This window comes from Tropicimonas sp. IMCC34011 (assembly GCF_003390865.1).
Classification (GTDB): Bacteria; Pseudomonadota; Alphaproteobacteria; order Rhodobacterales; family Rhodobacteraceae; genus Tropicimonas_B.
Window position 1 is genome coordinate 122,453 of the sequence record NZ_QMEJ01000004.1, and the last position, 15,349, is coordinate 137,801.

Here is a 15,349-nt window from a genome sequence, read left to right on the forward strand (position 1 = left end):
TGGCACGTGTTCCGGCGATAGCGATGGCCCGCTATTGAATAGCGATCCCGCGACTAGTCTAACGGTTCCATGATGACACTTTCCTCGACCGACCTGCCGTACCGGCCTTGCGCCGGCATCCTGCTTTTGAACGCAAAGGGGCTCGCCTTCGCCGGGGAGCGGATCGACACGCCCGGCGCCTGGCAGATGCCGCAGGGCGGGATAGATCCGGGAGAAACCCCGCGCGACGCCGCCTTGCGGGAGCTGGAAGAGGAGGCCGGCGTAAAGCCCCACCTCGCCGACGTGGTCGCCGAGACGCCGGACTGGCTACGCTACGACCTGCCCGACATTCTCGTGGGAAAGGTCTGGGGCGGGCGCTGGCGCGGGCAGGAACAGAAATGGATCCTCGCGCGGTTCCTCGGCTCGGATGCCGATATCCGCATCGATACCGATCACCCGGAATTCTCCCGGTGGGACTGGATCCCGCCCTCCGAGCTTCCGGACCGGATCGTCCCCTTCAAACGCGCTGTCTATCGCCAAGTGATCGACAGCTTTTCGGAGTACCTCTGATGCGCCCCATCGCCGCCCTCCTCGTCGCCGCTGCGACCCTCTCCGCCGGTCAGGCGGCTGCCCTGTCCTGCCTGCGCCCCGATCCGGTCCGGATCTACACCCAGGCGCGGGACGCCGAGGAGGCCTTCCGCATCGCCTATGGGCAGCTGGACCTCTCCGCCGTGAGCTTTCCGCAGATGGAAAGTTACGACGTGGGCGCCCCCGAAACCCGGGATTTTTCCGGCATCCCCTTCGAGGGGCATGCGATCACGAAGGACGGCTTCACCGTTCCCGTGAGCACGCCCGTCACCGTCCGCCTTACCTGCCTCGGCCCCTGGTGCCCCACCGCGCCCGGCCCCGAGCCCATGATGATGGCGCTGGAGCAGATCGGCGACGGCTGGCGTGTCGACATCAATGCCTGCGGTGGAGACGCCTACGGCCAGCCGAGCAAGGAGCAGCTGGAGCGGGTGGTGGCCTGCCACCGCGACGAGGGCGACTGCGCTACGGAATAGAGAAGGCCCACCGCACGCCGGCGAGCGGCGCTCGGGGAAGGACGGTGCCGGCGCCCCGGATCGCCCCCCTTCGCCGGCCCCCGCCGTCTCCGGGCGGGCGCATCGTTCTTTCCTTCACGATCAAGCCATTGCGTCTCCTCACTCAAGGACACCCCATTCGCGGACTCCCAAAAAGAACAAATCGTGAATATCCTGACGATCCGACTCGCCCTCAGCCTTCGAGATTGCCATGCCGGACCGTCAGATCATCCACCCGGGCAGCGCCCCGTTCGCCGAGCTTTCGGCGCTGTCGAACTTCACCTTCCTGACCGGCGCCTCCCACCCGGAGGAGATGGTGGACCGCGCCGCGATGAAAGGCCTGCCGGCCATTGCCGTCGCGGACATCAACTCCGTCTCCGGGGTCGTCCGCGCCTATGCCGCCGCGAGGGAGATCCGCCGTCTCGTGCAGGAGCGGGAGGAGATGGAGGCACGGGACGGACCGATCGGCCCCCCTGCACCGCCGGGCGCCCACCGCGCGCCCTCGCTGGCGATCCGTAATGTCCCGCGTCTCATCCCCGCCGCCCGGCTCGTTTTCGAGGATGGCTTCAGCGTCACCGCGCTGCCGCGGGACCGTCCGGCCTGGGCGCGCCTCTCCCGCCTGATCTCCCTCGGCCGCCGCCGCGCCACCAAGGGCGACTGCCTGCTGAGCCTCGACGATCTGCTCGAATGGGGGGAGGGGATGGAGCTTTTGATCTTCGCCGAGTTCTCCCCTCCGGGCGGCCTGCCCCGCAGCGCGCAGAACCCGGCCAGCCCCACCCGTGCGCTCTGGGACAGCCATGCCGGCCGCCTCGTCGCCCGCTTCGGCACCGCCTGTCACATCGTTCTTGCGCCACGCTATGACGGGCAGGACCGCGACCGCTTCGACACCCTCGCCGGGCGTGCCGCCGCCCTCGGGATCGACACCGTCGCCTCCGCCGAACCTCTCATGCATCACGGCCGCCGAAGGCCTCTGGCGGACATCCTCTGTGCCATCCGCCTCGGCCGCGTCATCGACCGGCTCGGCCGCGCCGGCCTGCCCAATGCAGAGCGCCGGGTGCGCTCCGAGGCGGAGATGCGGCGCCTCTTCGACGGCCCCCATGCCGCCGCCCTCGCCAATGCCGGCGAGGTTGCCCGGCGCTGCACCTTCTGCCTCTCCGAACTGAGCTATCAGTACCCGACCGAGATCGCGGACGGCGAAAGCGCCAGGGACCGCCTCGCCCGCCTCGCCCATGAGGGCCTGGCCTGGCGGTATCCGGAGGGCGCGCCGGAGCGCGTGCTCCGCCTGATGACGCACGAGCTGACCCTGATCGCCAGGCTCGGCTACGAGCCCTATTTTCTCACCGTTGCCGACATCGTCACCTTCGCGCGCTCCCGCGGCATCCTGTGTCAGGGCCGCGGCTCGGCGGCGAACTCGGTGGTCTGCTATTGCCTCGGCGTCACGTCCGTCTCCCCCGAGGTCGGCACCATGGTGTTCGAACGGTTCGTTTCGGAGGCGCGGGACGAGCCGCCCGATATCGACGTCGACTTCGAACACGACCGCCGCGAGGAGGTCATCCAGTACATCTACCGCCGGTACGGACGGGAACGCGCCGGCCTCTGCGCCACGGTGATCCATTACCGCGGCAAGCGGGCGGTGCGGGAGGTCGGCCGCGCCATGGGTCTGTCGCAGGACATGGTGGCGGCCCTGTCCAGCCAGATCTGGGGGTTCGGTTCGGGCGCCGGGATGGAAGAGGCGCGCCTGCGCGAGCTCGGGCTCGACCCCAGGGAGCGGCGCCTCGCCCAGACCATGGCGCTTGTCCGCGAAATCCAGGGGTTCCCGCGCCACCTGTCCCAGCATGTGGGCGGCTTCGTCATCACGGAGGGGCGGCTGGACGAACTCTGCCCGGTGGAGAACGCCTCGATGGAGGACCGCACGATCATCCCCTGGGACAAGGACGATATCGACACGCTCGGCATCCTCAAGGTGGACGTCCTCGCCCTCGGCATGCTCAGCGTGATCCGTCGCGCCTTCGATCTGCTGCGCCAGCACAAGGGGATCGACCATAGCCTGGCCACCATGCCGAAGGAGGATCCGGCGACCTACGAGATGCTCTGCCGGGCCGATTCCCTCGGCGTCTTCCAAGTGGAAAGCCGCGCGCAGATGAACTTCCTGCCACGGATGCGCCCTCGCTGTTTCTACGACCTTGTGATCGAGGTCGCGATCATCCGCCCGGGGCCGATCCAGGGCGACATGGTCCACCCCTACCTGCGCCGCCGCAACAAGGAGGAGGAGGTGACCTTCCCTTCGGACGAGCTGGGCAAGGTGCTGGGCAAGACGCTCGGCGTACCGCTCTTCCAGGAGCAGGCGATGCAGATCGCGATCATCGGCGCGGGCTTCACTCCCGACGAGGCCGACCGGCTGCGCCGCGCCCTCGCCACCTTCAAGAAGCTCGGCAATATCAGCGAGTTCCGCGGTCGTTTCCTGCGGGGGATGCGGGCCAACGGGTATGATCCGGACTTTGCCGAGCGCTGTTTCTCCCAGATCGAGGGCTTCGGCTCCTACGGCTTCCCCGAAAGTCACGCCGCGTCCTTCGCATTGCTCGTCTACGCCTCCGCCTGGCTCAAGAAGCACCATCCGGGGATGTTCGCCTGCGCGCTGCTGAACTCCCAGCCAATGGGGTTCTACGCGCCCGCGCAGATTGTCAGGGACGCGCGGGAGCATGGCGTCACCATCCTGCCCGTCTGCATCAACGCCTCCTACTGGGACAGCGTGATGGAGCGCGATGCCCGCGGCGATCTCTCCCTCAGGCTCGGCTTCCGCCAGATCCGCGGCCTGAAGGAAGAAGAGGCCAAGTGGATTTCCGCCGCGCGGGGCAACGGGTATCTCGGCGTCGAGGAGGTCTGGCGTCGTGCCGGCATTGCCCCCGCGATGCTCGAGAAGCTGGCCGAGGCGGACGCGTTCGCCGCAGTCGGCCTGTCCCGCCGGGAGGCCCTCTGGGCCGCGAAGGCCCTGGCCGGCCCATCCCCCCTGCCGCTCTTCGCCGGCGACATGGACGGCGAGAACATCCTGGAGGACGCGCCCCGCCTGCCCCGCATGACCCCGGGCGAGGAGGTGGTCGAGGATTATGTCTCCCTTCGCCTCAGCCTCCGCACCCATCCTCTCGCCATGCTCCGCAGGATTCTAACACCCGAGCACTCGTCGAAGGAGGCTCTGATCCCGGCCTCCGGTCCGTCGGAAGACATCGGCCTCGGCGACCATCGCGTAGCCCTGACCGCCCCCGTAGAGCGAGCAAAGACCAAGGCCGCATCGACGTCCGCAACCATGCCGGCCGGCACCGCGCCGGATCGCATCGGCGCGGCGGGAGACGCCGCAGGGACAGCAGGCGCAGCTCCGACCCCGCCCGCCTCATCGCTTCCGAAACATCAGGCCCAGGGTGCCCGCGAAACATCTGCGTCGCAGGCGCCATCGATGGGAAACGTCACGACGGAGACGGCCCGGAAAGACACGCACACGAGAGAGGGAGGACATGCGCTGCCCGCAGCATTCCAGACACCCACCACGACGCCACACCCACATCTGCCCCGGAGCGTTTCGCCGCCCTGCAGTTCGCGCCCCCATCCCCATGCCTTGCAAGGAGCGCAAACCGACGCTCAGCCAACCATCGCATCTTGCATCCGACCCGGGCTCATCAGCCAACTGCGCCCGGGAACGTCTGCATTCGTCTCGCCGGATGCGCGCGCCCGAAGCAGTTTCCGGGTGCGAAGCGACGAATGGGCCGCCGATCCCGCCACCGGCGGCCTTCAATGCAACTCGACCCGCGCCTGAACCTACCGCATCTGCACAACAAGGCCCTCCAGATCTCTTTCGCTGCGAAGCCGCGCATCCTGCCGACACTCGGACATTGAGTCCTGAACCCGATCAGGCCGGGAACGTTCGGGCAGGATGCCGCGCCTTTGGCGGCGGAGCGCATGTCCATCCGCCCCCTGCTTCTGCGCGATTCGGATTAAGATCTGGTTGGCGGCCACCGCGATCTGCCCCCGCCCGGAAAAATCACGGAAAGCCGAAACCCTTTGGCAGGATTTTCGCAGTACGAAGGGCGAGCGGCAGCCGAAGATCCGCGGTAGACTGAAGGATAAACGCATACGGAACGACAATGCCCCATCCCGGCTGAGGCGCCACAGCGTCTTTCCGCCGCCACCGGCGCGGGCAGCGGAACACCTTCGAGGGTACGGCATTCACAGATCATGACAGACAAAAAATCCCCCAAGAACCTCGACCGCCCCCAGACGCCCGAGGAGAACACCGCCACCGACGAGCGCGGCGACAAGCCCATTCGCGGCCCCGAAGACATCGAGAACAAGGACAAGCACCCCGGGCATATCAACAAGCAATAGCCGTCGGCTGACTTGGGTTTGCCCAATCGCGCGACACAAGATCTCCGTGGCGGCCGCTCTGGACGCCTCCGTGCCGTTCCGGGCGCTGGACCGGAGATGACGCGGTCAGGGGGTGGCGCAAGTCGCAAGTGCGGGTAGGGTCGGCACCATGACGACGCTTCTGTACACGCACCCCGCCTCGCAATCCCACGTCACCCCGGATGGCCATCCCGAGCAGGTCGCCCGTATCGATGCCGTAGTGGCGGCACTGGCGCATCCGTCGTTTGCGGAGCTCGACCGCAGGGAGGCGCCGGAGGCGCGCCGCGACGATTTGCTTCGCGTCCACCCCGAGGCGCATATCGCCTTCGTCGAGGCCTCCGCGCCGCAGGACGGGTTCGTCTCACTCGACGCGGATACCTGGATGTCTCCCGGATCGCTTCAGGCAGCCTTGCGCGCGGCCGGAGCGGCATGCGCCGCCGTCGATGCGGTTCTGGCGGGCGAGGCCCGGACCGCCTTCTGCGCCACGCGCCCTCCCGGTCACCACGCCGAGCGGGAAAAACCCATGGGGTTCTGTCTCTTCGGCTCGGTCGCGGCGGCGGCAAAACGGGCGCTCGACGTTCACGGCCTTTCCCGCGTCGCCATCGTCGATTTCGACGTTCACCATGGAAATGGAACGCAGGACCTCATGTGGGACGAAGAGCGCTGCCTCTTCGTGTCGACCCACCAGATGCCGCTCTATCCCGGCACCGGCGCGCCGGACGAGACGGGCGCGCACGGGCAGATCCTCAACCTTCCGCTCCCCTCCGGCGCTGATGGAGCCTTGTTTCGCAAGGTGATGGAAGAGCGTGCGCTGCCGGCCCTCCGAGCGTTCGCCCCGGAGCTGATCCTGATCTCGGCGGGCTTCGATGCCCATCGCAGCGACCCCCTCGCGGGCCTCGATTTCACGGAGGAGGATTTCGCCTGGGTCACGGGGGCTCTGTGCGACCTTGCAGACGAGACGGCCGGGGGGCGCGTTGTGTCGAGCCTCGAGGGCGGCTATGACCTCGAGGCGCTGGCGGCGAGCGTCGCTGCGCATGTGACCGTCCTGATGGAGCGAGGCGCCCGATGACCGAAACGCCCGTATCGGAAATGAGCTTCGAGGCCGCTATGCGCGAGTTGGAGCAAGTGGTTTCCCGTCTCGAAACCGGCAATGTCCCGCTCGAGGAAAGCATCGCGCTCTACGAGCGCGGCGCATCGCTGAAGAAACGCTGCGAGCAGCAGCTCAAGGCCGCCGAGGAAAAGGTTGCCGCGATCACTCAGGATGCCGGTGGCAACGCCGTCGGAACGGCTCCGTTCGAGACCGAATGAGCGCGACGGACCTACTCAGCCGCGCCGCCGCATCGGTCGCGCTCCATATCGACGGGCACCTGTCGGATTGGCCGGATGCACCCGTGACCCACGCGATGCGCCACGCGCTCGGCGGGGGCAAGGCATTGCGGGGAGCGCTGGTCCTCGAAGGGGGACGGCTGCACGGAATGCCCGAGCCGCAGGCGATCTGGCCGGCGGCCGGGATCGAGGCGCTTCACGCCTATTCCCTCGTCCACGACGATCTTCCGGCAATGGACGATGACGACCTCCGGCGTGGCCAACCGACGGTTCATGTCGCATGGGACGAGGCGACGGCAATCCTGGCGGGGGACGCGCTCCAATCGCTGGCCTTCGAGCTCGTCTGCGATCCGCGCGGAGCGCCCACAGGCGAGGCGCGCAGCGACCTGGCGCTGTCCCTCGCACGGGCCTCTGGCGGGCGGGGCATGGTCCTCGGGCAGGCTCTCGACATCGCGGCCGAGACCGCGGACGCGCCGCTCGGCCTGCGCCAAGTGGAAGAGCTGCAATCGGCCAAGACCGGCGCGCTCATCGTCTGGGCGGCGGAGGCCGGCGCGCGGATGGCGGGAGCGGACCCAGCGCCCCTCAGCGCCTACGGCACCGCGCTGGGACGCGCGTTCCAGATCGCGGACGACCTGCTCGATGCCACCGGGGACGCGCAGGCGGCCGGCAAGCGACTGCGCAAGGATGCCGAAGCGGGCAAGGCGACCTTCGTCGAACTTCTCGGCATCGAGGGAGCGAAGGCACGGGCGAACGCGTTGGTGTCGGACGCGCAGGATGCGCTGGCGCCATACGGTCCGGATGCGGACCCGTTGCGCGCCCTTGCCCGCTTCGTTATCGCGCGGAACCGATAGGAGGAGAGGCGACATGGCCGATCGACCCAGCACGCCCCATCTCGACCGCCTGCGCGGGCCGGCGGACCTGCGCCGCCTGTCCGACGGGGAGCTGTCCCTCATCGCGGACGAGCTGCGGGCCGAGACGATCAGCGCGGTGAGCGAGACGGGCGGCCACCTGGGCGCCGGCCTCGGCGTGGTGGAGATGACGGTCGCGCTTCACGCGGTGTTCGATACGCCGCGGGATCGCCTCGTCTGGGATGTCAGCCACCAGACCTATCCGCACAAGATCCTGACGGGCCGCCGCGACCGGATCCGCACGCTTCGGCAGAAGGACGGCCTCTCGGGCTTCACGAAACGCAGCGAGAGCGTGTTCGACCCGTTCGGCGCTGCGCATTCCTCCACCTCCATCAGCGCGGCGCTCGGCTATGCGGTCGCGCGGGACCTCGGCGGCACGGCGGAGCCCGAAATCGGCGACTGCATCGCGGTGATCGGGGACGGCGCGATGAGCGCCGGCATGGCGTTCGAGGCGTTGAACAACGCCGGCCATCTCGGCAAGCGCCTGATCGTGATCCTGAACGACAACGAGATGAGCATCGCACCGCCCGTGGGCGCGATGTCGTCCTACCTCTCCCGTCTCTATGCCGGTGCGCCCTTCCAGGAGCTCAAGGCGGCGGCGAAGGGGGCGGTCTCGATGCTGCCGCCGCCGTTCCGCGAGGGGGCCAAGCGGGCCAAGGGGCTGCTGAAGCACATGGCCGTCGGCGGGACGCTCTTCGAAGAGCTCGGCTTTTCCTATCTCGGGCCCATCGACGGGCACGACATGGACCAGCTTCTCTCCGTCTTCCGGACCGTCAAGGCCCGGGCCGACGGACCGATCCTGATCCACGCCATCACCCGCAAGGGCAAGGGCTACGCCCCGTCCGAAGCGGCAGCGGATCGCGGGCACGGCGTGTCGAAATTCGATGTCGTCACCGGCGAGCAGGCCAAGGCGAAGAGCAACGCGCCGTCCTATACCAGCGTCTTCGCCAAGTCGCTGGTGCAGGAGGCGGAGCAGGACCGGACGATCACGGCCGTCACCGCCGCGATGCCGGACGGGACGGGGCTGAACCTCTTCGCGGAGCGGTTTCCGGGGCGGTGCTTCGATGTCGGCATTGCCGAGCAGCACGCTGTGACGTTCGCTGCCGGTCAGGCGGCGGGCGGGCTCAGGCCGTTCTGCGCGATCTATTCGACCTTCCTGCAACGTGGCTACGACCAGGTGGTGCACGACGTCGCCATCCAGCGCCTGCCCGTGCGCTTCGCCATCGACCGGGCGGGGCTCGTGGGCGCGGACGGACCGACCCATGCCGGCGCCTTCGACATCGCATTCCTGGCCAATCTGCCCGGCTTCACCGTCATGGCCGCGGCCGACGAGGCGGACCTTCGGCACATGGTCGCGACCGCAGCCGCGCATGACGAGGGTCCCATCGCGTTCCGCTTTCCGCGGGGCGAGGGCACCGGCGTCGAGATGCCCGAGCGTGGCGTGCCGCTCGAGATCGGCAAGGGGCGCATCGTTCAGGAGGGCAGCCGCGTCGCGATCCTGTCCTTCGGTGCGCGGCTTTCGGAAGCCAAGAAGGCGGCCGAGGCGCTCTCGGCCCGAGGCATCGACCCCACGATCGCCGACGCGCGCTTCGCCAAGCCGCTCGACCGGGAGCTGATCCTGTCCCTCGCGGCAGAGCACGAGGCCCTCATCACCCTCGAAGAGGGCGCGATCGGCGGCTTCGGCAGCCACGTGGCGCAGCTTCTGGCCGATGAGGGCGTGTTCGACACCGGGCTGAAGTTCCGCTCGATGGTGCTGCCCGACACGTTCATCGATCAGGCGAGCCCGGCGGACATGTATGCCGAGGCGGCGATGCAGGCATCCGACATCGAGCGCAAGGTCCTGACCACGCTCGGCGTCGACATGCTGTCCAAGCGGGCCTGAAGGCGGCGCCCGCCGTCGATGCCCGCCGGCCTCTGGCCGGGGGGATTTACCGCATGAATGAAGGAAGACGCGCCTAGCGCGGCATCGGGTTGGTGCCGTGCTTGTAGGGCGTCCAGTCCTCGATCTCGGGATAGTATTTCCGGCGCCATTCCCGAACCTTCGGGTTCATGCGCCGGCGCCAGAGATGCGGGAACATCGCGATTGCCGCCATGACGGGATAGCCGTGGGGAAGCTGCGGCGCCTCGTCCTCCGAATAGGTCTGCAGGAGCGGGAAGCGGCGATCCGGCCTGAAGTGATGATCCGAATGGCGCTGCAGGTTGATGAGGAGCCAGTTGGACGCCTTGTGCGCCGCGTTCCACGAGTGCCGCGGCTTGACGTGCTCGTACTTGCCGCCTCCGAGGTGCTTCCGGGTCAGGCCGTAATGCTCGACGTAATTGACCACCTCCAGCTGCCAGATGGCGACGAACGCCTGGTAGAGAAACAGGGCAAGGCCGCCCCAGCCGCCGATGATCAGGGCGAGCGCGAGATAGGCGAGCTGGATCGCGCCGTAGCGCCAGAACGGATTTCGGCGGTGCCACCAGGGCAGGTCCCGGCGGGCGAGGAGCGCGGCTTCGGCCTTGAAGGAGGACACGATGCTCTGGCGGAGGACACGGGGAAAGAACTGGTGAAAGCCCTCGTTGTACCGCGCCGTCACGGGATCGCGGGGGGTGCCGACATACCGGTGGTGGACGAGAAGGTGCTCCGATCGGAAATGGCCGTAGAGGGCGAGGCCCATCAGCAGATCGCCCAACCAGCGCTCGAGCCGGTTGGTCTGATGCATCAGCTCGTGAGCATAGACGATGCCGATGGTCCCCGAGATCACGCCGAGCCCGAAGAAGATGACGATCTCCTCCAGCACGTTCAGGTGCGGGGCACGGGTGGCGTACCAGACGGAGCCGAAGACGAGGGCGAACTGCACCGGGAACCAGACGAGCGTGACGAGGCGATACCATTTGAGGTCCGCATCCGGCGTCTCGGTATCGGCATTCTCCTCGTAGAGGCCGGTCAACACGTCCAGCACGCCGAACATGCCCCAGGCGAATAGCGGCAGGGTGAGCACGAAGAGGCCGCCCTGGGTCAGCGACAGGATCGCGAGCGGCACGGCGATCATCGACAGCCAGAACGGCGCCGCATTTCGAAGACTGGCAAGTTCGCTGGCGGAGACGGAATTGTCGGACATGGACGACTTCCTCCTGACCCGGTCCGTTCTAGCGCGGGACCGGGGCGATTTCAAAGCTCCGCGATGGCGGGCGCGGCCCTGTCCCAGACCTTTCGCATGAGCGTGGGAAGGGAGGCCGGGCGGAACTCGGCCTCCGGGATGAAGTGCCCGCGGTCCGGCGCGGCATCCTGCGGCAGCCTCGCGATGCGAACGTCGAGGCGCAGGTGGAAATGGGTGAAGGTGTGACGCACCTCTCCAGCCGCCTGCCAGTTGGACGTCGCCGGGGGCGCCTCCTGGGGGAGTTCCTCGGACCAGTCCGTGCAGGGCCATCCCAGCATACCGCCGAGGAGCGACCGGGGCGGACGGGTTTCCAGCAGCAGCGCTCCGTCCGTGCGCCGGGCGACATAGGCAGTGCCGATGCGGACGGGCTTGGCTTTCTTCGGAGTCTTGCGCGGGAGGGTGGCGGCGATGCCCGCGGCGCGCCCGCGACACGGCTCCGCCACCGGGCACACCATGCAGGCAGGGCTCTTTGGCGTGCAGATCGTGGCGCCGAGATCCATCATCGCCTGTGCGTGACAGCCGGGGCGACGGTCCGGGGTCAGCTGTCCGGCCATCTCCGTCAGCTCGGGCTTGGCCGCCGGCAGGGGCGTCTCCACGGCGAAGAGGCGGGAGACGACGCGTTCCACGTTGCCGTCCACCACCACGGCTGGCCGGTCGAACGCGATCGAGGCGATGGCCGCAGCGGTATAGGGTCCGATTCCGGGAAGCCGGCGCAGGCCCTCCTCGGTCTCCGGGAAGGCGCCGCCCAGATCGCGGGCCACGATGCGGGCGCAGGCGAGCAGGTTCCGGGCGCGGGCGTAGTAGCCGAGGCCCGCCCATTCGCCCATCACCTCCGCATCATCCGCCGCGGCGAGGGCGGTGACATCCGGCCAGAGCGTCGTGAAGCGCGCGAAATAGCTTTTGACCGCCGCCACCGTGGTCTGCTGGAGCATGATCTCCGACAACCAGACGCGGTAGGGATCGGGCAGCTCGCCGGCGATCCGACGGGCCGGCCCGATGCGCCAGGGCAGCTCACGCGCATGGCCGTCGTACCAACCGAGGAGGCGCCCCGGTACCGTTTCCATCCCGGCCTTCATGTCAGCCCCGTCACGCAAGATTTATGGCCTTTCCGGCTTCCGCTCTGGCAGCCGCTCCTAAGCGGGGTAAGATGGAGCGGAAGGCAGGACAAGGGAGGGTTGCCGCTCGTGGCCCCCAAGGATCCCAAGACGAAGCAACCCCGCCGCAGGGGCAAGTTCCGGCAGGCGTCCTCGCTTGTCGCCGCGGATGTGAGGCGGGCCGGCGAGAGCCGGGGCTTCGCCAATACGCGGCTCCTCACTCACTGGCCGGAGATCGCGGGAGCGGAGATCGCCGCCATCGCGCGCCCGGTCTCGGTGGATTACTGCCGCGGTCAGCTCGGCGCGACGCTGACCCTCCTGACCACCGGCGCGCAGGCGCCGCTTCTGCAGATGCAGGAGCCCCGGCTTCGCGAGAAGATCAATGCCTGCTACGGATATGCCGCGATCAAGCGCATCCGCATCACCCAGACCGCGCCGACCGGCTTCGCGGAGGGACGGCCCGATTTCGCGCCGCAGGGGCCGAAACAGGCTCCCCGCCCCGATCCGGCGACGCTGCAAGCGGCCGAAGCGGCCGCGTCGGGCACGAAGGACGAGGGCCTGAAGGCCGCTCTCGCCATGCTCGGCGCCAATGTTCTCGGACGGACGAAACACCAACGGAGATCCCAATGACCAAGACAACCCGCCGCGCCCTTCTCGGCGCGCCCTTCGCCGCCGCTGCCTTCGCCGCCCTGCCCGCCTGGGCCCAGGACGCGGAGACGGAGGACGGCACCGCAAGCGCGGCTCCCGAGATCGCCGAGATGGCGATGGGCGATGCCGATGCGCCGGTCACGATCTACGAATTCGCCTCCTTCACCTGCCCCCACTGCGCCAGCTTCCACCTCGGGCCTCTCAAGCAGATCAAGGAAAACTACATCGACACGGGCAAGGTGCGCCTCGTCTACCGGGACGTCTACTTCGATCGTCCGGGCCTCTGGGCCGCGATGATCGCGCGCTGCGGCGGCCAGATGCGCTTCTTCGGCATCGCCGATGTGCTGTACCAGAACCAGCGGGAGTGGCTGCAGGGCGAGCCGACCCAGATCGTCGAGAACCTCAAGGCCATCGGGCGCGAAGCCGGCATCGGCAACGACAAGCTCGATGCCTGCCTGCAGGATGGCGAGAAGGCCGAAGCGCTCTTCGCCTGGTACGAGGAAGGGGCGACGGAGAACAACATTCAGGGCACGCCGTCCTTCGTGATCGACGGCGAGACCTATTCCAACATGTCCTATGACGACTTCGCCGAGCTTCTGGACGAGAAGCTCGAGAGCTGAGGCGTCAGCCCAGACCGATACGGGACAGCGCGGGCCCCAGCGCCGCGCTGTCCTCCCATTCGAGACGCACCGGCAGCGGCATGACCTTGCCCCGCCATGAGAGCGGCAGTCGGACCATATCCTTCTCCGTCGTGACGAGCTGGGCGTTCTCCGCCAGCGCCTCCCGCTCCAGCCGGGCGAGGAGGGCCTCCCCGAGGGGCTGGTGGTCGTCGAGCTGTACGGCGCCTCTGAGGGTGGCCCCGAGCCCCCGCAACGTGTCGAAGAACTTTGCCGGCCGACCGATCCCGGCGAAAGCATAGACCCTCAGCCCCTGCCACGGCATCCCGGTCCGCAGCGGCACGATCCGGCCCGTGATCCGGGGCGGCAGGTGCTCTTCCAACAGTGTCCCCCATCCCTCGCCGAACGTGGCCTGCGCCGCGGGTGCGCCTATGGTCAGCAGAAGATCGGCGCGGGCGAGCCCCGCCTCCACGGGTTCGCGGAGCGGCCCGGCGGGGATGCAGCGCCCGTTTCCGAAGGCGCGGGCAGCCTCCGTCACGACGATGGACAGATCCTTGCGCACGTTTGGATTCTGGTGCGCGTCATCGAGGATGACGGCTGTCGCGCCCGCCGCCTCGGCCGCACGGACGCCGGCAGCGCGGTCGCGGGAGACCCAGACCGGCGCGAAGGCGGAGAGAAGCAGAGGCTCATCCCCGGTCTCCTCCGCGCGGTGCCTCGTCCCGTCCACACGCACCGGCCCTTCGAGAGAACCGCCGTAGCCGCGGGTGACGACATGGGCGCCGGCGATACGCTGGAGCAGCGCGATGACGGTCGGAGTCTTGCCGGTGCCGCCCGCTTCGAGATTGCCGACCGATACGATCGGAATGCCGGCGCGGTGACCCGGCCTTCGCACGCGGCGCGCCGTGGCGGAGGCGTAGAGCGCGCCGAGCGGGGAGAGTGCGCGGGCCTGCCAGCCCGGAGCGTCGGGCGGGGCGTCCCAGAAGCCGGGGGGGCGCATCAGCCCCGCCTCTTGCGCAAGGCGGCGTCAGCAAGGGCGGCGAGCCGGTCGATCACCTCCGCCCCGTCCGTTGCGATAGCCCAGGCGTTGTGCGCCAAAACGGCAGACCGCTCGGGCGAGAGAAGATCGTCCACCGCGAGGCCGAGGTCGGCGGGCCCGGAGATCCGGTGGAGCGCTCCACCTTCGGTGAGGCGGCGCAGGACGGGATCGTCCCCCCGACCCTCCTGCCCGGCGATCAGGGCGGAGCCGAGGGAGGCGGCGGCGAGAGCCGGGGCGCGCGGCCCGCCCGCCAGGGTTCCTCCAAGAAACGTGACCGGCGCGATCCGGACCCAGAGGCCGATCTCGCCAGGCGTGTCGATGAGGTAGACCTCCGTGCGCTCCCCCGGCTCCTCCTCCAAAGACCGGCGGGCATGGCTCCAGCCTTCGGACGCGATCAGCTCCGCCGCGGCATCGGCATCCGCTTCCTCGGGCAGGAGGACGATCAGAAGGAGCCGGTGCGCATGTGTCAGGACGAAGCGGTGGGCTGCGAGGATGTCGCCAAGCTCGGACGCGGCGGGCTCGAGGGCAAGCCACACGGGCCGTGTGGCGAGGAGCGCCGCGAAGTCCGCCCGCTCGCCTTCGGAGCAGGGCGGCGGATCGGGAAGCCGGATGAGCGGCCCGGTGACCTCTACCCGCGGGCGGACCGGCGCAAGGCCGAGGATCGCGTCGGCGGCGGCAGGGCTCGAGGCGAGAATATGCCCGAACCGGTCGAACGTCGCCCGCTGGACCCGGCGCGCGCGGCCCGTCGTGGGCGGCGGCACGGCGGCCCCGACGAGGACCAGCGGCACAGCGGCGCGGGCGGCGGCGGCAAGAAGCGCGGGATCGTCCGGCGTCTCCATCCAGAGCGCCATGTCGGGCGACCAGTGCGCGATGAACTCGTCCTCCCGCCCCTCCTGCGGAACCGGGCGAACCAGTCCTTCGAGGGGCACCGGGCCGGTGCGGGCCTCGGTCGAGGTGATAAGCATGGTGCAGCCGTCGAACACCTCGTCGAGCCTCTCCGCGAGCGGGGCGAGCGCATCGAAATCCAGCGCGCCGGGCGCGTGGACCCACACGATCACGCCCCGCGGGCGGGACGGCTCGGTCTCGGCGAATTCAGGCGTTCGGCCTCGCCCGAAGAAGAACCCGGCCAT

At 68.9% G+C, this 15,349-nt stretch carries 14 protein-coding genes; 10 read left to right on the forward strand and 4 right to left on the reverse strand.

The genetic code is table 11. The features are described 5' to 3' along the window. Positions 1 to 72: 72 nt before the first annotated feature. From DQG15_RS12610 to dxs, 8 genes are all read left to right on the forward strand, one after another. On the forward strand, positions 73 to 549 hold the full coding sequence (locus DQG15_RS12610) for an RNA pyrophosphohydrolase (protein WP_116086322.1): 477 nt from the start codon (positions 73 to 75) through the stop codon (positions 547 to 549). After that, positions 549 to 1,040, forward strand: a complete 492-nt coding sequence (locus DQG15_RS12615) for a hypothetical protein (RefSeq protein ID WP_116085772.1) — start codon at positions 549 to 551, stop codon at positions 1,038 to 1,040. Before DQG15_RS12610 ends, DQG15_RS12615 begins: the two co-directional genes overlap by 1 nt. 229 nt (positions 1,041 to 1,269) lie before the next feature. Next, on the forward strand, positions 1,270 to 4,863 hold the full coding sequence (locus DQG15_RS12620) for an error-prone DNA polymerase (RefSeq protein WP_116085773.1): 3,594 nt from the start codon (positions 1,270 to 1,272) through the stop codon (positions 4,861 to 4,863). A 419-nt stretch (positions 4,864 to 5,282) separates the two neighbouring features. Then, positions 5,283 to 5,432, forward strand: coding sequence for a hypothetical protein (locus DQG15_RS18200; protein WP_157968986.1), 150 nt, complete (start codon positions 5,283 to 5,285; stop codon positions 5,430 to 5,432). A 148-nt stretch (positions 5,433 to 5,580) separates the two neighbouring features. Beyond that, positions 5,581 to 6,519 (forward strand): histone deacetylase family protein, encoded by a 939-nt coding sequence (locus tag DQG15_RS12630; RefSeq protein ID WP_116085776.1) that lies wholly within the window; start codon positions 5,581 to 5,583, stop codon positions 6,517 to 6,519. Then, positions 6,516 to 6,758: an exodeoxyribonuclease VII small subunit gene (locus tag DQG15_RS12635; RefSeq protein ID WP_116085778.1), complete on the forward strand. Its 243-nt coding sequence runs from the start codon at positions 6,516 to 6,518 to the stop codon at positions 6,756 to 6,758. The genes DQG15_RS12630 and DQG15_RS12635 overlap by 4 nt, the downstream gene beginning before the upstream one ends. Next, positions 6,755 to 7,627 carry a polyprenyl synthetase family protein gene (locus DQG15_RS12640; protein ID WP_116085780.1) on the forward strand — a complete coding sequence of 291 codons (873 nt, stop codon included), beginning with the start codon at positions 6,755 to 6,757 and terminating at the stop codon, positions 7,625 to 7,627. The genes DQG15_RS12635 and DQG15_RS12640 overlap by 4 nt, the downstream gene beginning before the upstream one ends. Positions 7,628 to 7,640: 13 nt before the next feature. Beyond that, positions 7,641 to 9,566 (forward strand): 1-deoxy-D-xylulose-5-phosphate synthase, encoded by a 1,926-nt coding sequence (gene dxs, locus DQG15_RS12645; protein WP_116085781.1) that lies wholly within the window; start codon positions 7,641 to 7,643, stop codon positions 9,564 to 9,566. Between the two features lie 73 nt (positions 9,567 to 9,639). Here dxs and DQG15_RS12650 read toward each other — a convergent pair whose 3' ends face one another. Next, positions 9,640 to 10,785, reverse strand: coding sequence for an alkane 1-monooxygenase (locus DQG15_RS12650; protein ID WP_116085783.1), 1,146 nt, complete (start codon positions 10,783 to 10,785; stop codon positions 9,640 to 9,642). 50 nt (positions 10,786 to 10,835) lie between these two features. Next, positions 10,836 to 11,900, reverse strand: a complete 1,065-nt coding sequence (gene mutY / locus DQG15_RS12655) for an A/G-specific adenine glycosylase (RefSeq protein ID WP_232830837.1) — start codon at positions 11,898 to 11,900, stop codon at positions 10,836 to 10,838. A gap of 108 nt (positions 11,901 to 12,008) precedes the next feature. Here mutY and DQG15_RS12660 point away from each other — a divergent pair, with 108 nt between their 5' ends. Both DQG15_RS12660 and DQG15_RS12665 read left to right on the forward strand, forming a co-directional pair. Next, the gene (locus tag DQG15_RS12660) at positions 12,009 to 12,548 is read left to right on the forward strand and encodes a DUF721 domain-containing protein (RefSeq protein WP_232830838.1); all 540 of its coding nucleotides are present in this window, start codon (positions 12,009 to 12,011) and stop codon (positions 12,546 to 12,548) included. Beyond that, positions 12,545 to 13,186 (forward strand): DsbA family protein, encoded by a 642-nt coding sequence (locus DQG15_RS12665; RefSeq protein ID WP_116085784.1) that lies wholly within the window; start codon positions 12,545 to 12,547, stop codon positions 13,184 to 13,186. The genes DQG15_RS12660 and DQG15_RS12665 overlap by 4 nt, the downstream gene beginning before the upstream one ends. Before the next feature lie 4 nt (positions 13,187 to 13,190). On the opposite strand, the gene lpxK is transcribed toward DQG15_RS12665, so the two are convergent. Continuing rightward, a complete protein-coding gene (lpxK, locus tag DQG15_RS12670) occupies positions 13,191 to 14,180 on the reverse strand; it encodes a tetraacyldisaccharide 4'-kinase (protein ID WP_116085786.1) in 990 nt (329 codons plus the stop codon). Then, a complete protein-coding gene (locus tag DQG15_RS12675) occupies positions 14,180 to 15,349 on the reverse strand; it encodes a glycosyltransferase N-terminal domain-containing protein (protein WP_116085787.1) in 1,170 nt (389 codons plus the stop codon). The genes lpxK and DQG15_RS12675 overlap by 1 nt, the downstream gene beginning before the upstream one ends.